Raw genomic sequence first — 23,605 nt, 5'->3', positions numbered from 1 at the left:
CCTAGAATTTCACCAGCGCCTGATACTCGGGGTGCTTTTCGATATAGCCGCGCACAAACGGACACAGCGGCACAATCGAGAGCTGCTGCGCCTGCGCTTCGTCGAGCACAAACTTCGCCATCCGGCTGGCGATGCCGCGCCCTTCCAGTGCACGCGGCACCTCGGTATGCGTGAAATAGCGCTGCCCGCCCGCGTCGCGGTACTCAATCACCGCCAGCTTGCCGTCGACTTCAAGCTCGTAGCGCCCGCGCTCGGTGTTGTTGCGAATTGTCTCGTCGCTCACTTCTGCCCTCCCAATGCATATCTGCGCAAGCGAAATAGTACCACAGCTCGTGCCAGAACATCGAGCTGAGAAACGACACCAGGACACCCAGGTCTTGTCAGAGTTCTAAAATTTATCCACAGATTACGCAGATGACACAGATATGAGGTCTATAATCTGTGAAATCTGCGTCATCTGTGGATAGATCGCGTTCTTATTCCAAACTATGTCACACCGTCTGCTGAGCCGCCTCCAGCGTGGCATCGAAGCGCGCGCGGTACGCGCTCGTGCTGCGCAGATGGGGCCGAATGTGCTGACACAACGAACCCTCCTGAATAGAATTGGTCTGGTAACCAAATTCTATTCAGGAGGGTTCGTTGTGCTGTCATTCCTCGACTTCAGGATGACTCAGGTTCGACGGCGATGCGATCAGCGCGCGCTTACCGGCACAAACACCTGGAATGCACCAGTGGTCGGGCGGGCGACGCTCATCGCGTACTCCGTGGTCGTGCCGTCAAACTCGATTTCCTGCAACCAGTAGGTATACTGCTCGCCCGGCAGCACAGCCGTATCCTCCCAGCGATAGGCTGCCCCCTGGCTGCGCCCCGCGCTCAGGATCAGCTGCGGCGTGACGCGAACCGCGTGCTCGCGAAGGCCATCGGCGCTGCGGAACAGGTGAAAACCCCAGGTGTTCTGTTCCGAGCCTGTGACCCACTGCACCACAATCATCGAACCCTGGCGCGTTGCCGTGAAGCTCAGGAGCGTAATAGCAGTTGGGCTGAGCGTGACGGTCGCAGTTCCAACATTATTATTTGCCGTTGGATCTGGGCCGTTCGCGCCATCGTCGCCAATTGCCGCGGTATTGAGAATTGGCTGCTGCCCCTGCAACGGCGTCGCATCCACCTTTGCCACAAACCGCACCGCGCCCGTGCCGCCGCCGCCAGCCACCGCGCCAGCAATCGTTGTTGTGCAAGTCGCCCCGCCTGCCGCGCCGTTCGGGCAGCTCCACACGGTTGGCTTGCTGGCCGCCGCGTCGAAGCTGGTGTGGAGCGGCACCGTTTCGGTGATAACAACGCCAGTGGCGGCAATAACGCCAACATTCGTGTAGGTGAGCGTGTAGATGATTGGTGAACCCGGCGAGACTGCCAGGAGATTGGCGCGCTTGCTCAGCCGCAAATCGGGCGCGGCGCTAACGGGCGTTTGCACGCTGCTGCCATTATTTGCCGGGGTGGGGTCGGCGCCATTCGTGCTGTCGTCGGCGATGGCGGCAGCGTTGGCAAGCTGTGTCACGCCGGCCGGGAGCGGGTTGGCGACCATGACGGCAAAAACCACACTGCCCGTCGTGCCGCCGCCCGCGACCGTGCCAAGCGTAAACTGGCAGGTGCTGCCAGCCGAGCCGTTCGGCTTACATACCCAGCCGGCTGTGCTCGCTTGCGCGGCAAAGGTTGTGTGCTGAGGCACATGCTCAGTGATAACAACGCCCGACGCGGCCTGATCGCCAGTGTTCGTGTACACCAGCGTATAGGGCAGCGTTGCGCCCGGTGTGGTTGTTACGCCGCCATCCGACTTCACCAGGACAAGGTCGGGTGTGGCATCGAGCGGCGTAGTATCGCCCCCGCTGTTATCGGCTGGCGTGAGATCCGTGCCGTTGCTGCCGTCGTCGGCAATAGTGGCAGTATTCACCAGCTGAGAAACACCGGCCGGCAGCGGGTACACGACCGTGACGGCGAATGCGACATTGCCAGCCGCGCCGCCCGCCAGCGAGCCAACCGTCAGCTGGCATGCGCTGCCGGCTGCGCCGTTCGGCGCGCACACCCACCCGGCAGTGCTCGCGCCAGCGTCAAAGCTGCTATTCGCCGGCACGGTTTCGTTGAGGATAACGCCTGTGGCATCCTGCGTGCCAGTGTTGCTAAAGCTCAGCGTGTAGGTAATCGTTCCACCCGGCACCGAGCGTATATCGCCATCGGTTTTGCTGATAACCAGATCCGGCGCGGCGCTGAGCGTATCGGAATCGCTGGTGAGATTGTTCGCCGGAATTGCGTCGGCGCCATGCGTCCCGTCATCGGTGACGCTGGCCGTGTTGTCGATCGTTTGGATGCCCGCCGGCAATGGCGCGCTATCAACTACTACCACAAAGGTCAGTGCCGCGCTTTCGCCAATGCCCAGCGGTGCCGGCAAGGCATAGCTGTACATCCCGCTGCCCTGCGCCACCCAGGCCACACTTCCGCCAGCAAAACTGGTGTTGAGCGGCACGGTTTCGGTGATGACGACGCCGGTGGCAGTATAGGTGCCAGTGTTCGTCACAAGCAGGGTGTAGGTAAGTGTATCGCCTGGCGCGGCGCTTGCGCGCCCATCGCTTTTTGTGATACGCAGCTCGGGCGCGCCAATCGAAACCGGCGCGGTGCTTGTCTGCGCACTCAGCGTTGAGTTGTTCGTATCCTTCGCACCCTGAACGCCTGCGCGGTTGAGCGTCACGCGCGCGGGCAGCGCGTCGGTGACGGCCAGTGTTTTGAAATCAAGCAGGATCGTCCGGGCTGCGCCAGATGCCAGCGGCCCAACGTTGTTCCAGCTAAGCTGCCCGCTGCCGGCCGAATCGGGTGCGACGCTGGCGCTCAGGAACTGAAGTTGCGCTGCATCAAACGTGTCTGTCAGGGGGATGGTTGTCAATCCCGGCACGCCCGTATTCGTCACCGTGATGCTGAAGCGCACGGTTTCGCCAAGCCACGCCAGCCCATCGGCAGGGCTCACCAGACGCTTATCGAGTATATAGGCGATGGTTTGGAGCGCGGCTGAGTCGCTGGCATTGTAGTCGTTCAGCGCGCCGCCTGTGCCTGTGCGCTCGTCGGGATTGCTGCCAGGGGTGCTTGTCCATTCGACGCTGGCAGTGTTTGTGATGATGGCCGGGCCGCTGCCGTCGAGGCGCGCATCAAATGCCACCACGGCAGTTGAGCCACTCGGCAGCGCTGCAAAGCCCCAGCTCAAGGCTGGCGCGCCGCTGTCGCTGGTGCTGCCGGCCGGCCCGCTTACGGTGCGGATCGAGCCGGGCACGTAGCTCAGTCCAGCAGGCACCGTATCGGAAATAACTGCATCGTAGGCAGCTATGGCCGATGTATTCGTAATTGCGATCTGGAACGTCACCGTATCGCCAACATTCGCGCTTAGCGACGAGACCGTTTTGTGAATCGCCAATGCTGGCTCGGCCAGGGTAATGCTTTGCGAGCCGCCCGAAACGCCGACAGTGGCGGCTGTGCTGGGGTTCGTATAGCTCAGGCTTGCGCTATTAAGCAGTGTTGTGCCTTGCTGATTGCTCAGCACATTCACCACGCGCGCAACCACCCGCACCAGAAATTGGTTGTTGCTGCTGCCATTGGCCGGGCCGCTGCCATTCGTTTGCACCGTGCCAAAATCGAAGCTGAGCACGCCGCTATTGTTTACAAGGGTGGGTGCGCCCAGCGCACCACTGTAGTCGGCCGCCAGGTGCCCATTACTTGCCGCAGCCGTCGTCACGATGCTATGGCTCACATACGCCATTCCAGCCGGCAAGCTGTCGGTCACTGTCAGCGATTGGGTCGCGCCTTCGGGCAGCTGTACGCGAATGTCGTAGGCGACGGCATCGCCAATGGTGTAGGTGGCTGGAACGGGCGCGAGCTTCTGCACCGTTGGGGTCGACAGCGTGACGCTTGCGTTGCTGCTATCGGCGTAGCTGTTAACCCCGCCCGCGCCGTTTCGCTCGCCATCGCTTGCGCCACTTGCGCCCGGCACACTCGAGCCGGTTGCATTGCTGGCGGTGCCATTTGCGCCCGGCACACTGGTGTAGGTCAGGCTGGCCGTGTTCGGTATCGTAAGCGCATTCGGCGCTGTGCTGCTCACCCGCGCCGTGATGGTGATTGTTACCGATTTGACTGCGCCGGGGATGTCTACCACTGGCGCAAGCCGGTCGATAGCCACACGCACAACGCCGCCAATGCCGAGCGTCGACGTGTCGGTCGCAAGCGACCCGGCCGGCGTCGTGACGCTCACGCTGAGCAGATTCAGATTGCTGCCCAACGAATCGAGCACATTCACGTCGAAGGCGTCAGCACGGTATGCGCCTGTTGCGCCGTTCGAATAGGTAAGCTGGAACACAACCGTGTCGCCAGCATCGCTGGGGGTGGTGGCCACAAGCTCTTGCAGGTTCGTGATGCTGGGTTCGGCCAGGGCCACTGTGACTGCGTTGGAAGTAGCCAGCACAGTGGCGTTCACCAGCAGATCCACCGTGTTGTCGAGCGCTGCCCCGGCCTGGTTGCCGGGCAGATTGCCCACCAGCGCATTGAACTCAATCAGCACGAGCTCTTCGTTGCTGTCGCTGTCGGCGTTGCTCAGCGTTCCCAGGCTAAAGCTCGGGTCGTCGCCGGGCTGGAATGTGCCGCCCGCGCCCGTCCCGCCAGTAATCGCGCTGGCTGGCAGCACGAAGGACGGTGTGATCGAGCCCGCGCTGGTTTCGTCACCGGTTCGGTTCAGCCCGACACCACCAAGCGTAGACGATGAAAGGCCAGCGCCATCCGAAACCAGCGCAACCGTTGCCGTTGAATCGTTCAGGAAAATGAGCCCGGCAGGCAAATGATCGGCCAGCACCATATTCGGCGATACGCCTTCGTCCACGCCGACAAGCAGGCGGTAACGCGCAATCTCGCCAATCGCCAGTGTGCTGCCGGTGGTGTGCGCCTCCGAGCTGCTCACAAGCGATTTGATCGGCGTCGGCACGCGCACGGTCACCAGGGCCTGGTCGCTGCCAGTGAGATCGTTTGGTGCCGTGCCAGAGCCATCGCGCTCGCCTGTAGTGCTGCTGGGTGTGCCGGGCGTGCTGGAGCCTGTTGAATTGATTATGGTGCCATTGTTGCCCGGCAGGCTGCTGTAGCGCAACGTGGCCGTGTTGGTTATCAGCTGCCCTGGCGTGACGCTCATCGTCAGCGTAGCCTGGTAGGTGATGGTAATGCTGCAACCCGGCGCAACCTGGTCAACCGTAATATCAACCGTATTTCCCGCCGAGCTGTTTGTGAAGGTCGGCGACGCACACGCAGCGCCAGCAGTTGTGCTGATGCTCGCAAGGTTCAGAGAGGCGGCGGCTGGCACAACGTCACGGATGTTGGCCTCAAAGCCGCTGGCGGCAGTTGCGCCCGTGGCGTTTGTATACACCAGCGTGTAGGTCACCGTGTCGCCAGCATCGCCACTGGTTGGCGCAACTGTCTTGTTATTGACGAGCGCATTAAAAGGGATGTTCGGCTCAACGACCTGAACCGAAACGCTATTCGATGTTGGGCCGTTTTGCGTCGTTGCATTCAGAAACGCGGCAAATGTGTTCGCGCGCGTGTCGCCCGCATCGTTGCTGCCAGCAACCGAGTTATCGAGTAGCGCATTGAACTCAACAACTACATATTCAGCATCGGCATCGCTATCGGCATTGCTCAGCGTGCCAAGCTTGAAACGCACATCAGTGCCAGTGTTGTAAGTGTCGGCATTGCTGCTCGGGCTGCTCGAAATATTCGCGTTGGCCAACACGCAATCGACCTGCGCCGAAGGCAGCGCAAGCAGGTCGGCCGCGCTGCCACTATCGTTTGCGCACGCAAGCGCCGGGATCGCGCCGGCCTGCGCGCTGGCCGACGTAATGTTCCCACTCGTCGAGACAAATGCCAGCCGCGCGCTTCCATCGTTGAGAAATGTCAAGCCGTTAGGCAGATTATCGTTGATCTGGAAATCTGGCGCAGTTCCTTCGGGCAGCTTCACGGCCAGGCGAAAGCGCACAACTTCGCCAATTGCCAGGGCACTGCCGCTGGTATGCGCTTCCGAAGTTGTTACTATCGATTTGGTCAGCGCTACGCTGTTGACGGTCACGGTATCCAAATCAGTGGTGCTGTAGTCGTCAATTCCACCTGCGCCGGTGCGCTCGGTCGAGCTCGTGTTGTATGTTGAGCGCTGGCCCGGCGCGCCTGGCAGGCTGGTCCACTTCACGCTGGCATTGTCGCTCAGCGTTTGGCCGGGCGTCACGCTCCCATTGAGCGTGGCTTGAAACCGAATCACACTGGTGCTTCCTGCTGCCAGCGTTGCCCACGCAGCAGACAGATTCGGCGCGCCCGAGGCGTCGAGCGTTGCGGCGGGGCCAGAAACATTGACGAACGAGCCCGGAACATAGGTCATGCCTGCTGGGACAAGCTCGCTGAGCGCAAGTTCAAAGGCATCGGTTGTGCCAGCCCCGGTATTTGCCAGCGTGAGCTCGAACGTGACGGTATCGCCGCTATCGACGGTGGCGGGCGTGGCAACACTGGCGAGCGTTAGCGCCGGCTCGATCACGGTGACATTCGCAGCCGCCACCAATGGCAAGGTACCATTGGCCCAGCTGAACACCGCCGAGTTGTTCAGCAGTGTGCCCGATTGGTTGCCCGCAATATCGAGCACAACCGCGCGATAGGCGATGACGATGGTTTCAACCTGCGCATCGTCTGTATCGCTGTTCGTGAGCGTGCCCGGGTTGAATGTAATCGTGCGGCCACTTGCGCCAATGCTGGCGTTCGCTGGCGCAGAACCTACACCAATCGGCGTACTCATGCTCACACTGGCCGACGATGTCACACTCGCCACATCCACAAACGCCAGCCCGGCGTCGAGCGTATCCACGATTTGCGCGTTCTGTGTCAGGCCCTCGGGCACCGTGATCGTGAGCGAATAGGTAACCAGCTCGCCAATCACTGCCTGCGTGTTGCTGTTGCTGCTGCTAACAATGCTTGTGTTAACCAGCTGCTTGGCGACCGCCGGAGCAGCTATCGTAGTTGTCGCGCTATCGGTTGGGGTATCGGTCGGCACGAAATTCGGCCCACCTTCGAGGCTGGCATAGTTCGTGATTGCCGCGCGGTTCGGGATAATGGTGCCGGCCGGCGCGCTTGGGTCGACTTGCAGGTCGTACGTAATCACAATGATGTTGTGGCCATTGTCTGGGTCGTATTTCTGGCACGCGCCAATCAGAGCCGGGTCGTCGAGGCGGATGCCGGTTGTAAACAGATCTCCTGCCGCGCCCGCGCCATTCGTCAGGCCAATAAACGTCAGCGGCGTGCCATCGCCATAGGTTACGCGCATGTTCAGGCCCGCGCCACTTGGCGGGATGATCAAACCAAGTGGGATGGTATCGGTGATCGTTACGTCGAATGCGCCGCGCTGGCTGGCACCCGTGTTCTCGACCACAATTGCGAAGCTCACGCGGTCGCCCGCATCAACACCGCTGATATTGCTGTCTACCGGCATCGTGGCCAGATCAGCCGAGTTTATTGTGCCCGACCAGCGCGGGCCGGCTGAGCCCGGGGCGCTGAACGCAACCGGCCCGGCTGTGGCTGGTGTCAGCGTTGCGCCGGCGTGGCTGCTGCCGATCACGCCTTTCTTCACCTGAAGCACTGGCTCGGTCACTTTCACCTGCACAATGGCATCATCGTCATGCTGCGCGCCGTTCGTTGAGCCGTCGCTCTCGTGCACCTGGTTGGTCAGAAAAAGCCCATCTGCAAACGGCTGATCGCTGACGGTGACCGTGAGCAGAACATCGATGACCGAAGGCTGATTGGCAGGGTCGTCAAACGTGCCATAGGAAAAAGCTACGCTGTTATCGACTGTGCTGGTTGCAAATGCTGGCGTCACCGCGCTCGGGCGCGAATGATAGGTGTCGGCCGGACCGAGCTTCATATGGCCGGCAGCTGGGGCCGCGCCAGTAGCGTCGAAAACGCTATCGAAGGTTGCAAGCTCGGTGGCGGTGAAAATCGGCAGCGGCAGGTTGTCAACAAACTGAAGATTTTCAAAGTCGCTGGAAGCAAGCTCGTACTGGATGCGGTATGTGACGGTATCGCCAGGTGTCACCTGCACCGGCGAGGTCGGGAATGATGTGCTGCCGTTTATTGCATAGATCGTTTTACTCAGCGCGCCAAAAATAATTTCCACGCGCGTTGCGCTGGTGTCCGCCTCGCTCGCACCCGTCGGGGTGGCGGCATCGGCAACCGACAGCAGGTCGCCACTGATGGTCACATCATTGTCAAGGTGATCGCCCGAGTTGACGTAGGGATCGCCCGAGGGATAGGTGTCGCTGAAACGATCCTGGATTGTCACGCGGAAGCGGAGCGTGCCACTGGTTGCGCCATCGTCATAGGTACCGCAATCTGGTTGCGGCCCGCCCGTGCCCCCAGCAGGCACACAGCCGCCAATCCACCTGCCATCTGGCTGGCCGCGCGTCACTAGCTCGTCCGAAAGGCGAAAGTGGAATGTTGTTGTTCCATCGTTAGGCGCGCTATCGGCTGGCGTGTAGTTTGGCGCAATCGTATAGTTTGCTGCATTTAGCGCACTGGTTGCCGTGGTAAAGCTATTGCCAGCGAAGGTGAATGTTGGCTGGAAGCTCGCATCGTAGCGCTGGCCATCGGAAATTGTGTCGCTGATAACAACATTTTGAAACGCAAAGTAATCGGAAACCTGGAATTGAAGTGTATATTCAAGCGTATCGCCAACTGAATAGCCCGCCGCGCCAACATCATTCACAATCGCAACACTTTTTTGAATGGCGATTGATTTGTCGGTCAGCGTATGCTCGGGCCCAACGCCATCGACAACCGCATTGCCCGGGCTGCTTGGGTCGCGCGCGTCGAGCGGCACCCAGGTGCCTTGCGTGCGGGCATTATTGAGTGATTGCACATCGTCGCCGCTAGTAGCGTTAATCACAGGCGCGGCATTTGCATCATTCAGCGGCACATAGAAGCTGAACGTGACCGAGGCGTCGGCGTTGCCGGTTCCGCCCGTCACACTCGGGAAGCGCAGTGTCAAACGGTTGTTCGGCGCATTTGCGGGCGCGCCAAGCGGCGGCGAGGCGGTGATGCTTGCGCCAGCCGGCGAACTACTCGCAACGCTGAGGAATGCTTCGTTGTTCGGCAACAGGTCGGTTACGTCGAGGTTTGTGATCGTCTGGCCCGGCGCAATATCCACATCGATGCGATATTGGCGCGGGAAATTTGGCCCAGTTGCGGTTTCATCTTCTGGCCCAATATATGTTTTGGTTAGCGAAATCAGGCTTGGCGTGAGCGGGCTGCCCGGCCACAGCGCACTGTTCGTGCTGGCCGGGCTCACAATCGATGGGTCGCAGCAGGGGTTGTCGAGCGCGTCGTTGCCATACTGAAAGCCGCCGCGTGCGCGAATGGTGAGCGGCGTCCCAAGGTCGGCAAGATTGCTCAGCGTGGCGTTTACTGTGGCCCGCAAAGGCGGCTGGCCCGGCGTGAACGAGCCGAAAGGCAGCTGCAATACCACAAGTGTATCGCCCGGCGTGCCGCACACCTGCAATGCGGCGTGGGTGGTGTCTTCGGCATAGGGGTGGCTCACGCACCCGCCTGCCGGAAAGATGAACTGTTTCGCGGTCAGCGCCTGGCCCAGGTAGGTTGCATTCGTGAAGCTAATGCCGTCGTTGCCGTCGGCGCCCGTGCTGGGGAAGATCAGGTCGATAAATGGCCCATACCCCGTCGTGCCATTGCCATCGAACATTGCAGTGAAGACAAAATCAGCGCCAATCTGAACGCTTGAGGGCACGGACAGCGTAACACTTGGCAGCGCGGCTGCATACGCAATATTCTGAAACCCGAATAAACCAAGCGTGAGAAATAAGGCAATCGATAGGCGCAGGGAAAAAAGACCAATCTTTTTGGGCAGCGGGGCGAACATGGCATTCTCCAGCAGATGAGACGATAGGTGGTCATGTGAACACCTTGCACACCTTATCCTCATTAGCTGGAAATAGCTTAAGCAGGTTGTGAACTAAAGCACAACAATTTTCGCCTATTTTCTCTTCGCTTAGCCGGCGCTTACTCTGAGTAGAAAAGTACGGCAAAGCAGCAGCTTCATTACTCTGGAAAGAAAGTTCTTGTATACAACGGGCAAGCTTCCAGAAAGCTCATCTGGCTACCAGATTGAAAGGAAACTGGCTTCAGCTTCCTGGAAGCTGAGTGCAGGGAAATTTAGTTTCCGAAGTACTCATGTGCTCATTTACACGACGTACGCGGTCGCCTTTTCAGCGGGAGGTTTGGAGGGCTGACGCCCAAGGATCCTTTTTTTGGCCGCTCTCGGCCAAAAAGAAGAAAGTTTTGGGGGGCGGCAAGCTGCCCCCCAAACCCCGGCCGCGTAAGTCGTGCCATTTATGTCTATCAGGCAACCTGCGTTGCCACCAGCGCCGCGTCGAAACGCGCCCGGTAGGCGCTCTTGCTGCGCGCGCCAATCAGGCGCTCGACCTCGCGCCCGCCCTGGAAGACGATCAGTGTTGGCAGGCCGTGCACGCCATACTGCGCCACGGTGCGCAGCTCGTCGTCGCCGTTCATCTTCGCAACGATCAGGCGGCCATCGTATTCCTCGGCCAGCTCGGCCAGAATTGGCGCAATTGCGCGGCAGGGCGGGCACCACGGCGCCCAGAAATCCACTACCACCGGCAGCGGCGAATTCAGCACCTGCTGCGCAAAGGTTTCATCCGTCACAGCTATTGGGTGAGCCATTACAACATCCCTCTTTAGTCGCTTGCCGCACGCTGCAGCAAGCAGTACGATAGGAGCATACACCTTCAAGTTGGCTTGAAGTCAAGAGGGAATTTTCGTGGAAGAACTAACCATCAGCGCCGTTGCCCGGCAGGCCGGCGTGCGCGCCTCAACTATTCGCTACTACGAGGAGCTTGAGCTGCTGCCCGCGCCACGCCGCGTGAACGGCCAGCGCCGCTACGACGCGAGCGTGCTGGAGCGGCTGGCCTTTATTCAGATCACGCAGCGCCTGGGCTTTAGCCTGAACGAAATTCACACATTGTTCGAGCACCAGCAGGCCAGCGCGCCCCTGCCCGAGCTATGGCAGTCGCTGGCACAGCAGAAGCTGGCCGACGTTGGGCGCATTATCACGCACGCGCGCGAGGTGCAGCGCCTGCTGATGCGCGGGCTGCGCTGCCCCTGCGCAAATATGGACGACTGCATCGACTGTGTGCGCGTGCATTGCGCGCCGGCCGAATAACCCTGACACGAGGTTTCCTTTTTATCTCTGTGGTCTCTGTGCCTCTGTGATGCATACATAACCCTTTGACTTGCGCAAAAGCGCACAACGCAGCGTGCCTCCCCACATATTTGTGAGGAGGCGCGCTGCGTGAGTTCGAAGCGTTCTTATGCGCCGATTACCACAACGGCTGTCCGCGCGCGGCGGGTCGCTACAATGCGGTAGACCGTCATCGCCAGCACGCTCAGGCCAGTGCCTGCGTACATCAGCGTGGCCCAGATCGCGCTCGTGTCGGTGCCAGTGACCACGCCATGCCCGAGCGCCAGCACAAACAGCGCGAAGCTCAGGAAGTGCAGTGTGCGCCACGTTCGTGCGCCAATCCAGCGCCGCACGTAGAAGCTGAACGTCACCAGCGCCATTGCGTACAATGCCACCTGGCCAAAGCCAACCCACAGTGGCATGTAGCTGCTGGCGAACGGGATCAGGATCTGCGGCAGCGTGTAGCCGATGTAGCTGTCGGCCAGCAGCACCAGCGCGTGCAGCACGGCAAAGGCCAAACCCAGCAGGCTCGCGTGCTCGTGCAGGGCGCTAGCGGCCGGGCCACCGGGCCACAGTCGCGCCGCCTTGCTGGTGATCGACAGGCCCAGGATCATCGACCACCACACGAGCACATAGCTCACAAAGGCACTGGCGCGCGACAAGTACCACGCGCTGTGTGCGCCAATCAGGGCGCTGCCCAGTGCAGCCAGGCCGCCCGCCTGCCCGGCCAGCATCACGCCGACGCCGGCCAGTATCACAACCCCCACCACCGCGCCCAGCAGCGGCGGCAGAACATTCATCAGCGCGCTTTCCGGCTCCGCTTGCGGGCGGCGGGCTGGCGGCTGCGGATCAGCCGGCCGGCCAGTGGGCACAGGCATCTGTACGGTGTTCATCTTTATGCTCCTGCAGGAATGTTCCCGCGACTACGAGTTCATTTCCAAATACACATCCATCCGCCGGCTGCGAACCAGGGTGCCGTCGCCCAGCACCAGCAGGCCCGCCAGCGTTGGGCGCGCATCCAGCCAGGCCAGGCCAGCGCCGCTGCCCAGCATCAGCGCCACCTTTGCGGCCACTTCGGCGCTCGGGCCGTCGGGCGCGATCACCGTGGCGGCAAGCACATCGGTGCGGGCGGGCCGCCCGGTGCGCGGGTCGATGATGTGGTGCTGCTCGGCCCCGCCCCGCTGCCAGCGGCGGAAATCGCGCCCCGAGGTAGCGACTGCGCCGCGCGCCAGCAGCAAATTGCCCAGCGTGTCATCTGGCGCGAGCGGGTTGGCAATAGCAATCGGCCAGGCCGCGCCATTCGCCATTGGCCCGCTCACCGCAATGTCACCACCAGCGTCGATCAGTGCCGGGCCGTGGGCTGCTAGCCCGCGCGCGGCCTGGTCGGCCGCCCAGCCCTTTGCCACGCCGCCCAGGTCGAGGTGCACGCCCGCCGGCAGCGTAATGCTGCGGCCCGGCAGGTCGAGCGTGACTCCACGCCAGTCGGGCGCGGGGGCGGCGGCGCTGCTGGTTGCGCCCTCGGCGGGCAGCTGATCGAACGAGCGATCATAGCCCGCCGCCGTCAGCGCATCCAGCACCGTCGGGCGAACCAGCCCGGCGCTTTCGCGCGCCGATTGCAGCGCCACCCGCACCACTTTCAACAGCGCCTCGGGCACCTGCTCGGCGTGGCCGGCGGCATTCAGCCGCATCAGGTCGCTGCTGGGGCGGAAGCGGCTCATCTGCTGCTCCCACTCCTCGAACCAGGCCGGCACCTCGGCAAGCTGCGCCTCCGCCGCCTCGTCGTCACGATCGAGCACGGCAAGCATATGGCAGCCCATGGCGCGAAACTCAAGTGTGCGCATCCTCGTCTCCTTTAGCTCGACGAGCGGGTCGTTGCAACGGCGCCACGCGAGCGTGTGCTTGTCGTCGTCGTCGTCGTTGTGCTCGCGCTCGTGGTCGTCGTGCTCGGCGCGCTTGCAGTGGTCGCGCTGCTCGATGTCGTGGGCGTGCTTGGCGAGCTGGCGCTGGTCGTGGTCGTTGTGCTCGGCACGCTCGCGGCAGCCGCGCTGCTCGACGTCGTGTTCGCGCTCGTATCTACCACGGCAACCGCGCCGGTCGTGGCCGAGGCCACACTGGTGGTCGTATCGCTCGACTGCGCGCCAAAAGCCACCCAGCCACCCACGGCGGCAACAACTGCGGCGGCCGAAACGGCGGCCTTGGTGCTCGCGACCAACTGCTGGCGGCGGGCGGTGTTGTTCGGTTTCATCATATACCTCGCTACTATTGCGGGCCGGTTGCCCGGCCGGAACTATCGTTTCAATGACGCTATAATACCAGCCCGTTCTTCAGAGATTGTTAAGGGGCCGTGTGGAGATTGTGAGATATTGAACGAGGGCCGAAAAAGCATGACTTGACTTAGTGCCAATTCTTCACTATAATTAGTGTTAAATAAACACTATTAGAAAGAGGCAACGCATGTTCCCACTCGCATACTTCAAAGCCGAGCCCACTGAATACGTGATCGCCTTTGCCGGCGGCACGCCGCGTCGCCAGGGGGTGGGCCTGGCCTTCTGGTACTGGAAGCCCAACACCTCGCTGGTGCTGGTTCCCACCGGCACAATCGACGCCTTGTTTGCCTTGAATGACAGCACCGGCAATTTCCAGCCAATCACGCTGCAGGGCCAGATCACCTATCGGATCGCCGATCCAAGTACGCTGGCACAGCTGCTCAACTTCACAATCAACCCACGCACACGCGCCTATCGCTCCGACGACCCGGCGAAGCTGAATGCGCGGATCATCAACGTGGTGCAAACCTACACCCGCAGCGCGCTCCAGCAGCTTGGGCTGGAAGACGCCCTGCGCGGTGCCGAAACCCTGGCGCAAAACGTCATGGCCCAGCTTGCGAGCGACCCCACCCTGGCGGCGCTGGGCGTCGCGCCAATGGGCCTGTTCTTCACCTCGATCAAGGCCGCGCCCGAGGTCACCCGCGCCCTCGAAGCCGAATATCGCGAGGCGCTCCAGCAGCGCGCCGACCAGGCGATCTATGCTCGCCGCGCCGAAGCGGTTGAGCAGGAGCGCAAAATCAAGCAGAACGAGCTTTCCACCGCCGTGGATCTGGAGCAGCGCCGGCGCGACCTGGTGGCGCTGGAAGGCACCAACGCCCGCGAGCAGGCCGAGTTCGCCGCCGACGCTGCGCGCATCCAGCTCGCGCCCTATCAATCGCTCGACACGCGCCTGATGCTGGCGCTGGCCTTCCGCGATTTCGCCAGCAACGCGCACAAAATCGGCAACCTCACCATCACCGCCGACATTCTGGAGCAGGCGCTGCGGCAAGGCGCGGGCGAAAACAGGGGCGCATCGTGAACTTCGACAAGATCGTGATTGTCACGCGGCGCACGCCTCTGGAAGAGCTGACCGAGCGGCTCAACACGCGGGCGCAGGCGCGCTTCTACCTCGAACAGAATGGCGTGCCTTTCGCCGAGTACGAGCAGGCCGACGCGCACTACCAGCGCGCTGTGGCGGCGCTGCTGGCCCAACTGCCGCGCAGCGTGAAACACGTACAGATCGAGCGTGCGCTGCTGCCCAGCTTTCAGTTCGGCGCGCGCGACCTGGTAGTGACGATTGGCCCCGACGGGCTGGTGATCAACGCTGCGAAGTATCTCGACACACAGCCCATTCTGGCACTCAACCCCGACCCGGCGCGCATCGACGGGGTGCTGGCAACCTTCGGCGTGGCCGAGGCGGGCGCGTGGATCGGGCGCGCCCTGCGCGGTGACGCGCCAGTTAAGCGCGTAGCAATGGCGCGCGCCACCCTCAACGACGGGCAAACCCTCGACGCCGTGAACGACCTGTTCGTTGGGCGGCGCGGCCACGCTTCGGCGCGCTACACCATCGAGCTGGCCGGCCAGCGCGAACCGCACAGCTCCAGCGGGATCATCATTTCAACCGGGGCGGGCAGCAGCGGCTGGCTCAGCGCGGTCGTCGGCGGGGCCTGGCGAGTGGTGCAGTACTTTGGCGCGGGCGAAGCTGTGCCCCAGCCGGCGCAGTTCCGGCTCGACTGGGCCGACGAGCGGCTGTGGTACGCGGTGCGCGAGCCATTCGTTTCGAAAACGTCGCGCGCCGGCCTGGTGTTTGGGCAGTTTGCCCCCGGCGCAGAGCTGCTCATCACATCGCACATGCCCGACGGCGGCGTGATCTTCAGCGATGGCATCGAAAGCGACGCGCTGGACTTCAACTCGGGGGCGATTGCGCGCATCGGGCTGGCACCGCGCCGGGCGCATCTGCTGGCTCGCAGCTGAATACTACCTGCTGCCGGTGTTGTTTTGGTATGCATTTCTGGTATGATATTTGGGACGACGTCTGATACGTATAAGCAATCATCTTCCCACGAACGGAAGCACCATTGCAGCCCATGCCAAAGGCCTTTTTTTCACATACCAGCAAGCGCATCTATCCCGAACTGCTTGCCTGGATTATTGTGCCGCCCACCAGCACCACGGCCGGGCCTCCTGGCTTGCCCAGCGAGCTGGCGCAGGCGCGCGAACAGATTCTCACAGCGATTGCGCGCGCAGCCGCGCTGGCCGGCAGTGTGGCGCTTGCCGCTGCCGTGCTGCCGGGCTTGCGGCTGGGATTGTTCAGCCTGCTGGCCAGCTACGCCGTGGCGCTTGGGCTGGGCTGGGTGCTGGCGCTGCGCCGCACGATCAACTACACGCTGCGCGGCGGCGCGCTGATCGTCATTACCTACGCGCTTGGCCTCAATGAGCTGCTCCACTTCGGCTACAGCATCGATTCGCTAATCTTTCTTGTGACGTGTGCGCTGTTCACGCTGATGTTTTTTGGCTGGCGCGCCGGCCTGGCCGCGCTGTGGCTTTGCACCTTCACGCTCGCGGCGATTGGCTGGCAGCTGCTCCGCGCCGATCGCCTGCCACCCGGGATTGATGTTGTGTCAACCTGCATTCTTTTCCTGGCGGCGGTTGGCGGCGTGCAGGCCGGTATGAACGCGCTGCTGCAAAGCCTGGCGCAGGCATGGATGCGCGAAATTCAGGCCCGCGAGCAGCTCGAACACGAGCACGCCCTGCTTGAACAGCGCGTAGCCGAACGCACCCACGAGCTGGCCTAGGCCCACGACGCTACGCTGGCCGCCTACCAGACGATTGCCGAGCAGCATGCCTACCTGACCTCGCTGCACCAGACCACGCTGGATCTGCTGGATCGGCGCGCACTGCCCGAGCTGCTGCACACGATTGTTGATCGGGCCGCCATTATTCTGGACGCGCCCTACGGCGAGCTGATGCTCCACGAAGGCGACGAGCTGGTGGTGCAGGCATGGACAGCCAACCAGCCGTATTTGCAGGGCGATCGCGCGCGGCGCGGCGAGGCGCTGCTTTCCTGGCAGGCCTTCGATACACAAGAGCCGGTGGTAATCAACGATTATTCGGTCTGGCCCGAGCGCCGCGCGATCTACGCTGCTGTGCCGCTCCATGCCACTGCCAATTTCCCGATTCTGGTAGGTGGCCGAAGCCTGGGCGTGCTGGCGCTTGGTCGCACAGTCGAACAGATTTTTTCGCCGGTGCAGGTGCAGCAAGGCCAGCTCTTCTCGCAGCTGATTGGCATGGTGCTCGAGCACGCGCGGCTGTACAATCTGGCGCTCAGCGAAATCGACGAGCGCCAGCAGGCCGAAGCGGCGTTGCGCGCACAGAACGCCGAGCTCGACGCTTTTGCCCACACGGTTGCGCACGATCTGAAATCGCCACTGACGGCGCTGCTTGGGAACAGCGAGATCCTCCAGATCTGCCTGGAAGAACGCGACACCGGCGACCTTGCCGGGCAGGTCGACCTGATTGTGCGTATTGGCAAGAAAATGGCGCGCATTATCGACGAGCTGCTGCTGCTGGCGAGTGTGCGCAAGCACGGCACAGTGGCGCGCTCGGCACTCGACATGAACCAGATTTTGCAGGAGGTCGATCTGCGGCTGGCCCCGCTGAAAGCTTCTTCGCGGGCGACCATTACGCTGCCAGGTAGCTGGCCGGCGGCGCTTGGCTACGCGCCCTGGCTCGAAGAAGTGTGGACCAACTACCTGAGCAACGCAATGAAATATGGCGGCCCCGCGCCGCAGATTACGCTTGGCGCAGAGGAATGCACGCCGGGTTTTGTGCGCTTCTGGGTGCGCGATAGTGGGCCGGGCATCAGCGCCGAGCAGCAGGAACGCTTGTTTATGGCATTTAGCCGCCTGCAGGCCAGCGCTGCTGAAGGCCACGGGCTGGGGCTCTCGATTGTGCAGCGCATTGTGGCCAAGCTGGGCGGCGAGGTGGGCGTGTGCAGCGAGCCGGGCCAGGGCAGCACCTTCTTCTTTACGCTGCCAAAAGAATAAACTCTACTCCCCCCGCGCCGTGACGATCTCGCGCGCCGCCGCCCATTGCCCAATGTCTTGCCGGTTGATTGCGGCGGCCATCAGCTCGGGGAAGAGATCGGGTGTGCAGGCAAAGGCGGGGACGCCCAACGCAGCCAGCTCGGCCGCCACCGCGTGATCATAGCTGGGCGCACCCTTGTCGCTGAGCGCCAGCAGCGCGATCACCTGCACGCCCGCACCGACCAGCGACGCCGCGCGCTTGAGCATCTCGGCGCGGTCGCCACCCTCGCACAGGTCGCTCAGCAGCACCAGAATAGTTTCCTGCGGGCGGCGCACCAGCCCCTGGCAGTAGGCCAGCGCCCGGTTGATATCGGTGCCGCCGCCCAGCCGCACGCCAAACAGCAGCTCGACCGGGTCGTGCAGTTCGTCGGTCAAATCAACCACCTCGGTGTCGAACACAACCATGCGCAGCTGCACCGCCGGCAGCGAAGCCAGCACCGCGCCAAACACGCCGCTGTACACCACCGAGCTGGCCATCGAGCCGCTTTGATCCACGCACAGAATGATGTCACGCAGGGCGGCGCGTTTGCGCCCATAGCCGATCCGTGTTTCGGGGATGATCGTGCGGTAGGCCGGCTGGTAGTGCTTAAGGTTGGCGCGAATCGTGCGCTGCCAGTCGATCTCGTTGTGGCGCGGGCGGCGATTGCGCATGGCGCGGTGGAGGCTGCCCTGCACCGCCTGGCGCGTGGGGTTGGCCAGTCGGCGCTGGAGTTCTTCCACCACACCGCGCACCACCTCGCGCGCGGTTTCCAGCGTCTTGGCGGGCATCACGCTCTTGAGCGCGAGCAGATCGGCCACCAGATGCACATTCGGCTCGACGGCGGCGAGCAGCTCGGGCTGCAGCAGCATTTGCCGCATGTTCAGGCGGTCGAGCGCATCGCGCTGCAGCACCTGCACGACCTGGCTGGGAAAATAGCTGCGGATGTCGCCCAGCCAGCGCGCCACGTTCGGCTGCGAGCCGCCCAGCCCGCCGCTGCGCTCGGCGTCGTAGAGCGCCTCAAGCGCGCGATCCATGCCCAGCGCCTCGCCGCTGAGCTGCATGCCGGTGCCGTCGGCCGCGCCGCCCAGCACCAGCCGCCAGCGCCGCAATTGCTCGTCGTCTGCTTCGGTCATTGTTGTTCCTGATGTTTTTCTGCGGCTGCAAGCCCCAGCAATTGGGCAAGCAGCGGCAAGGTCGCGGCAGCGCGAGTTTGATCAAAACGCGCCGTGCCAGCTTGCGATGCCGTGCTGGATGCCCCGCCAGTGCGGGCACGCTCGCCCAGCATGCGGCGTTCTGCGTGCTGAAAGGTGGCGAAGGTGCGCCGCAGCAGCGGCAGCGTGTCGGTAAACAGCTCACCCGGCAGGTCGCGCAGCCACCCGTCGATGATCTGCCAGAGCGTGGGATCGTGCACCAGCAGCGCGCCGCTGCCGCGCAACATTCCTTCCAGGCAGGCAGCGGCAGCGGGCGGGGCATTCCCCGGCGAAAGCGCCAGGCTCAGGCGGCGCGCGCCTTCCTCCGGGCCGAGCGCGCCCGTGTCGAGCAGGATGCGGCATGCGCGGCCAGCCACCAGCCCGTGCGCGCCGCGCAGATCGTTCACACGCCGCAAGGCCGCCTGCCACGCCGCCGAATACTCGGCGTTTTGCAGCACCCCAAGCGCGCCGTTCACCGCCAGCAGGCGGCCAAACATCTCGGCGGCGGCATCGTCGTCGAGCGCGGCGCAGGCGGCGGGCAGGCCCACACCAATGCGCGCCACCAGGCCTTCGATCACCTGCGCGACGGCGGCCGTGTCGGTGCGGCGCACATTCCCGTAGCGCTGGACATTCGCCAGCGGCGGCAGCGCGTCCATCAGGTGGCCCACGTCGCTGGCAAGCGCGGCGCGGTCGCGCAGCCGCGCCATCACGTCGTCCAGCGCGGCGGGCAATTCCGCCAGCAGCACCTGATTGACCAGGCGCGTCAGCGCAGGCAGGTCGCTGGCGGCGGCAGCGGCATCGCGCGCGCGTGCCGTGGCCGCGTCGGCAATCGTGTTGCCCCACACGCCCGCCTCGATCAGCCCGACCGCCAGCTCGGGCTGCCACTGCACGCGCCACACTTCATGGAAGGTGCTTTTTCCGCCGCCGCTGCGCTGAAGCTCGCCCCACGAAATGCCCAGCAGATTCAGGCGATGCAGCAGGTGGCTGCGTTCCAGGTCGTTGGGCTTGCGCAGGTCGAGGTCATAATCGCGCCAGCTGGCGCTGGCTGGCATTTTCAGGCGCTTCTGTTCGCGCTGCAAGTCCTGCTGCAACGGCGCGAGCGGCGTGTCGTCGGGTACCGCGCCCAACGTCTCGCCAACGATCAGCTGCTCGTGAACCAGGCGCATGGGCAGCACATTGCCGCCGCAGAATACCGCCAGCACGGCCTCGTTCAGCTCGGGCAGGCCGGGCAGCGGGCGCTCGCGCAGGGCGGCCAGCGCCTCGGCCAGCCGCACCGCCTCGATCACGTGCGCCGACGAGACATCGAAATCCTTTTCGCGCAGCAGCCGCGCCACCCGCGCCAGCCAGCGCGTGGCCACCTCGGTGGGCGCGTGGCCGGCGCTCATGCCGTGCCAGAGGTGCTCGTACCAGCCCGGCGACTCGATGCCCGCGCCGTAGCCGCTGCCATAGGCCAGCCGGCCGTGTGTCCACGGCACCCAGGTGGCCTGGAGCTTGGTTTTGGGCAGGCCTTTCAGCAGCGCGGCATCGGCTTTGGCGCTGGCGAGATCAACCAGCGCGGGGGCGTGCCATGCGCCACACACCACCGCAATGCGCTTGTAGCCCTGCGCCTGCGCGGCGCGGATGGTCTGGCGCATCCAGGCTTCGCGCTGCGCCTCGCGCGGGTCGGGGTCGGTCGGCAGCTCGCTGCGCAGCGCAGCCATCGCTTCCAGAATCGCGGCAAAAATCTCCGCGCCGTCGCGCCGATGCTCGACCATCTGCTCCCACCAGCGCTCGCCGTCGCTGTAGCCCGCAGCCGCAGCCAGCCAGCCAAGCGGGTCGGAATGGGGGTTGAATTCTGAATGTTGCGTGTTGAGTGTTGAGTTCTCCGGTTTATCATCCTCTCCTTGTTCTGCAGGAACGTTGGGCGGCTCATTACTCAAAACTGAGCGATCAACATTCAAAACTTCTCCCAGCTGGTAGGCTTGCGGCAGGTCCATAAACCGCGCTGGGATGCCGTGCGCCAGCGCAAAGTGCAGCGCCTGCCACTCGGGCGAGAACTGCGCAAACGGGTAGTAGACGGCGCGGCGCGGCTGATCGGGCATGTACAGGAGCAGCGCGACCGGCGGCAGCATGCCTTCTTTCGCTAGGGCGGGAATCAGCGCGTCGGCGTCGGGCGGCCCTTCCACCAGCAAGCAATCGGGCTGAAGCTGCTCCAGCGCGGCACGCAAACTCCGCGCCGAGCCAGGGCCGTGGTGGCGGATACCGAAAATATAGGGGGATGGGAGTTGGGGGTTGGGGGTTGGGGGCATAGTTTCTATTCCCACACTACGAAAATTTACCACCAAGACACCAAGACACGAAGAGCGGCAGGAACATAAACTTTGGTGCCTTCGTGTCTTCGTGGTTCAACGTATTTACCCCCCAACCTCGCGGCACGCCCGGTATACATCTTTCCAGCCGGCGCGCTCCTTCACCACGGTTTCGAGATATTCCTGCCAGACAATCCGATCCTGCACCGGGTCTTTCACCACTGCGCCAATCAGGCCGGCCGCGACATCCTGCGCAGTCAGGTGGCCATCGCCGAAGTGCGCGGCCAGCGCCAGCCCACTGTTCACGACCGAGATCGCTTCGGCGGTGCTGAGCGTGCCGCTGGGCGATTTGAGCTTGGTTTTGCCGTCGGCGGTAACGCCTGCGCGCAGCTCGCGAAACACCGTCACAATGCGGCGAATCTCATCGAGCGCGGGCAGTTCGGCGGGCAGCTCAAGCGCGCGGCTGAGCGCGGCGACGCGACCCTGCACAATCGTCACTTCTTCTTCCAGCGTGTCGGGCAGCGGCAGCACCACCGTGTTGAAACGGCGCTTGAGCGCGCTGGAAAGCTCGTTCACACCACGGTCGCGGTCGTTGGCAGTGGCGATAATATTGAAGCCGCGCACCGCCTGCACCTCGCTATTCAGCTCGGGAACCGGCAGCGTTTTTTCCGACATCACCGTGATCAGCGTGTCCTGCACGTCGGCGGGGATGCGCGTCAGCTCCTCGATGCGGGCGATTTTGCCTTCGCGCATGGCGCGCAGCATTGGGCTGGCGACCAGCGCGGCATCGGAGGGGCCGTCGGCCAGCAGGCGGGCGTAGTTCCAGCCATAGCGAATCGCTTCTTCGCTCGTGCCAGCCGTGCCCTGAATGAGCATAGTCGAGTCGCCCGCAATCGCCGCCGCGAGGTGCTCGGACACCCAGCTTTTGGCGGTTCCAGGCACGCCAATCAGCAGCAGCCCGCGGTCGGTGGCGAGCGTGGCAATAGCGATTTCGATCAGGCGGCGCTGGCCGATGTACTTGGGCGAAATAACCGTACCATCGGGCAGGGTGCCGCCCAGCAGGTAGGTTGCCACTGCCCAGGGCGAGAGCCGCCAGCTCGGCGGGCGGGTGCGCTGGTCGTGGCGGGCCAGGGCGGCCAGCTCGTCGGCATATTGCTGCTCGGCGTGTTCGCGCAAAAGTGTTGTCATCGGGAAGCTCCTGAGTATGGACGAAGGGTGTATTGCTATACGCCCGAACTGATGACGAATGGCGTACTGCTATACGCCCGAACTGATGACGAAGAGCGTATTGCTATACGCCCAAACTGATGACGAAGGGCGTATTGCAATACGCCCGAACCGGGCCTCTGCTCACTACCTTTCGGGCCGGCGCGCGACAAACAGGTAGTTCTGGCAGATGGGCGAAACGAGCACGCCCAGAAAAGAGTCGGCGCGGTCGTACCAGTGCGCCAGGCGGGTTTCGTCGCGCACCAGGCGGCGCAGTTTCCACCACCAGATGTTGCGCGGCAGCAGGGCGTAGCGGCGAATTTGGAGCGGCTCGAGGCCAGCGCCCGCGCACAGCGTGCGAATCTGCGCGGCGGTGAAGCGGTATGTGTGCGACCAGCGGCCCAGGCGGCGCAGCAGAAATTCGATCCAGCTGTAGCGATTGGGCAGGTGGAAACAGACAAACACGCCGCCGGGGCGCAGCAGCCGGGCGATCTCGCGCAGGCTGGCGGCTTCGTCGCCGCCGTGCTCGCGCACGTGCTCAAGCACGCCAATCGACACCACCGCGTCGAAAGCAGCATCCTCAAAGGGCAGCGCCACCGGGTCGCTGGTGGTGGCGAGCTGGTAGGTGTAGTGCGCAGGATCGAAGGGCGCGCAAATGGCGGGCGTGCCAAAGAAATCGAAGCCAGTGACGCGGTAGCCGCTCCTGATCAGGAAGTAGGAAAAGTGCCCGTTGCCCGCGCCCCAGTCGAGCACGCGGCGGCCGGGCGGCACGTAGCGGCGCACCAGATCGTAGGCGCGCAAGTATTGCCGCGCGCTCACGAGGCTGCCGAACTGAAGCAAATTGGAATTGTGGACCTGCGCCTGCATGAGCTCGCGCAGGATTTCGTTGAATGGTACGTCAGCCATTCTGGCAATGTCTTTCATTTCATCAAAAACGAAGTTTTGAGTTTTACGTTTTGAATGCTCAGTTGGCAGTTACAGGTTAGGACTTTCGCTCAGGCGGATTTTACGACTGCGGCGGGCAGTGTCAAGGAATTGATGACGGGCGTCGCTGCAAGCGAAAATTCTGCTGGCGCGTTGTTGCCTGCGGCAGCGAAGTTTTGAGTTTTGAATGTTGAGTTCTCACCTATGGCTCTAACTCTGCGCTCTTTGCGCTCTTTGCGGTTCATTCTTTCGGTCGTCGGTCGCCAAGAGGCTTCATTACCTGCGCCCTTCGATACGCACTTCGTGCTACTCAGGACG

The 23,605-nt window shown here is 63.1% G+C and carries 15 protein-coding genes; 6 read left to right on the top strand and 9 right to left on the bottom strand.

Annotated features, from left to right (window positions below):
* Position 1 precedes the first annotated feature (1 nt).
* The 3 genes from M1P90_RS03685 to trxA all read right to left on the bottom strand — a co-directional run bounded on the left by M1P90_RS03685 (position 2) and on the right by trxA (position 10,791).
* On the bottom strand, positions 2 to 283 hold the full coding sequence (locus M1P90_RS03685) for a GNAT family N-acetyltransferase (RefSeq protein ID WP_483701305.1): 282 nt from the start codon (positions 281 to 283) through the stop codon (positions 2 to 4).
* Positions 284 to 691: 408 nt separating this feature from the next.
* Positions 692 to 9,838: an isopeptide-forming domain-containing fimbrial protein gene (locus tag M1P90_RS03680; protein WP_483701304.1), complete on the bottom strand. Its 9,147-nt coding sequence runs from the start codon at positions 9,836 to 9,838 to the stop codon at positions 692 to 694.
* Between the two features lie 611 nt (positions 9,839 to 10,449).
* On the bottom strand, positions 10,450 to 10,791 hold the full coding sequence (trxA, locus tag M1P90_RS03675) for a thioredoxin (protein ID WP_483701303.1): 342 nt from the start codon (positions 10,789 to 10,791) through the stop codon (positions 10,450 to 10,452).
* A gap of 97 nt (positions 10,792 to 10,888) precedes the next feature.
* Here trxA and M1P90_RS03670 point away from each other — a divergent pair, with 97 nt between their 5' ends.
* Positions 10,889 to 11,290 carry a MerR family transcriptional regulator gene (locus M1P90_RS03670; protein WP_483701302.1) on the top strand — a complete coding sequence of 134 codons (402 nt, stop codon included), beginning with the start codon at positions 10,889 to 10,891 and terminating at the stop codon, positions 11,288 to 11,290.
* Positions 11,291 to 11,436: 146 nt separating this feature from the next.
* Here the strand turns inward: M1P90_RS03670 and M1P90_RS03665 are convergent, their stop codons facing one another.
* The gene (locus M1P90_RS03665) at positions 11,437 to 12,201 is read right to left on the bottom strand and encodes a ferric reductase-like transmembrane domain-containing protein (protein ID WP_483701301.1); all 765 of its coding nucleotides are present in this window, start codon (positions 12,199 to 12,201) and stop codon (positions 11,437 to 11,439) included.
* A gap of 30 nt (positions 12,202 to 12,231) precedes the next feature.
* The gene (locus tag M1P90_RS03660) at positions 12,232 to 13,149 is read right to left on the bottom strand and encodes an FAD:protein FMN transferase (protein WP_483701300.1); all 918 of its coding nucleotides are present in this window, start codon (positions 13,147 to 13,149) and stop codon (positions 12,232 to 12,234) included.
* A gap of 54 nt (positions 13,150 to 13,203) precedes the next feature.
* On the opposite strand from M1P90_RS03660, the gene M1P90_RS03655 reads away from it, so the two are divergent.
* From M1P90_RS03655 to M1P90_RS03635, 5 genes are all read left to right on the top strand, one after another.
* Entirely contained in the window at positions 13,204 to 13,701 is a 498-nt protein-coding gene (locus M1P90_RS03655) for a hypothetical protein (protein ID WP_483701299.1), read from the top strand.
* 61 nt (positions 13,702 to 13,762) lie between these two features.
* The gene (locus tag M1P90_RS03650) at positions 13,763 to 14,653 is read left to right on the top strand and encodes an SPFH domain-containing protein (protein WP_483701298.1); all 891 of its coding nucleotides are present in this window, start codon (positions 13,763 to 13,765) and stop codon (positions 14,651 to 14,653) included.
* On the top strand, positions 14,650 to 15,588 hold the full coding sequence (locus M1P90_RS03645) for a diacylglycerol kinase catalytic domain-containing protein (protein WP_483701297.1): 939 nt from the start codon (positions 14,650 to 14,652) through the stop codon (positions 15,586 to 15,588). Before M1P90_RS03650 ends, M1P90_RS03645 begins: the two co-directional genes overlap by 4 nt.
* A 113-nt stretch (positions 15,589 to 15,701) precedes the next feature.
* Positions 15,702 to 16,409 (top strand): hypothetical protein, encoded by a 708-nt coding sequence (locus tag M1P90_RS03640; protein ID WP_483701296.1) that lies wholly within the window; start codon positions 15,702 to 15,704, stop codon positions 16,407 to 16,409.
* A 15-nt stretch (positions 16,410 to 16,424) separates the two neighbouring features.
* Complete coding sequence (locus M1P90_RS03635) at positions 16,425 to 17,660, top strand: sensor histidine kinase (protein ID WP_483704596.1); 1,236 nt, start codon at positions 16,425 to 16,427, stop codon at positions 17,658 to 17,660.
* A 3-nt stretch (positions 17,661 to 17,663) separates the two neighbouring features.
* Here M1P90_RS03635 and M1P90_RS03630 read toward each other — a convergent pair whose 3' ends face one another.
* From M1P90_RS03630 to M1P90_RS03615, 4 genes are all read right to left on the bottom strand, one after another.
* Complete coding sequence (locus M1P90_RS03630) at positions 17,664 to 18,812, bottom strand: VWA domain-containing protein (RefSeq protein WP_483701295.1); 1,149 nt, start codon at positions 18,810 to 18,812, stop codon at positions 17,664 to 17,666.
* Positions 18,809 to 21,157, bottom strand: a complete 2,349-nt coding sequence (locus tag M1P90_RS03625) for a DUF5682 family protein (RefSeq protein ID WP_483701294.1) — start codon at positions 21,155 to 21,157, stop codon at positions 18,809 to 18,811. Before M1P90_RS03625 ends, M1P90_RS03630 begins: the two co-directional genes overlap by 4 nt.
* A 105-nt stretch (positions 21,158 to 21,262) precedes the next feature.
* The gene (locus M1P90_RS03620) at positions 21,263 to 22,345 is read right to left on the bottom strand and encodes an ATP-binding protein (RefSeq protein ID WP_483701293.1); all 1,083 of its coding nucleotides are present in this window, start codon (positions 22,343 to 22,345) and stop codon (positions 21,263 to 21,265) included.
* Positions 22,346 to 22,510: 165 nt separating this feature from the next.
* Positions 22,511 to 23,269 (bottom strand): class I SAM-dependent methyltransferase, encoded by a 759-nt coding sequence (locus M1P90_RS03615; protein ID WP_483701292.1) that lies wholly within the window; start codon positions 23,267 to 23,269, stop codon positions 22,511 to 22,513.
* Positions 23,270 to 23,605: the final 336 nt, after the last annotated feature.

Source organism: Kouleothrix sp. 19917 (genome assembly GCF_057073505.1).
The sequence above is the reverse complement of the archived record's forward strand: the minus strand, read 5'-3'. Positions and strand labels throughout refer to the sequence as shown.

Excerpts from the sequence above, each read along its gene's own strand:
- trxA (WP_483701303.1), bottom strand. The coding sequence starts at position 10,791 with ATGGCTCACCCAATAGCTGTGACGGATGAAACCTTTGCGCAGCAGGTG.
- M1P90_RS03665 (WP_483701301.1), bottom strand. The coding sequence starts at position 12,201 with ATGAACACCGTACAGATGCCTGTGCCCACTGGCCGGCCGGCTGATCCG.
- M1P90_RS03660 (WP_483701300.1), bottom strand. The coding sequence starts at position 13,149 with ATGCGCACACTTGAGTTTCGCGCCATGGGCTGCCATATGCTTGCCGTG.
- M1P90_RS03650 (WP_483701298.1), top strand. The coding sequence starts at position 13,763 with ATGTTCCCACTCGCATACTTCAAAGCCGAGCCCACTGAATACGTGATC.
- M1P90_RS03640 (WP_483701296.1), top strand. The coding sequence starts at position 15,702 with ATGCCAAAGGCCTTTTTTTCACATACCAGCAAGCGCATCTATCCCGAA.
- M1P90_RS03630 (WP_483701295.1), bottom strand. The coding sequence starts at position 18,812 with ATGACCGAAGCAGACGACGAGCAATTGCGGCGCTGGCGGCTGGTGCTG.
- M1P90_RS03625 (WP_483701294.1), bottom strand. The coding sequence starts at position 21,157 with ATGCCCCCAACCCCCAACCCCCAACTCCCATCCCCCTATATTTTCGGT.
- M1P90_RS03620 (WP_483701293.1), bottom strand. The coding sequence starts at position 22,345 with ATGACAACACTTTTGCGCGAACACGCCGAGCAGCAATATGCCGACGAG.
- M1P90_RS03615 (WP_483701292.1), bottom strand. The coding sequence starts at position 23,269 with ATGGCTGACGTACCATTCAACGAAATCCTGCGCGAGCTCATGCAGGCG.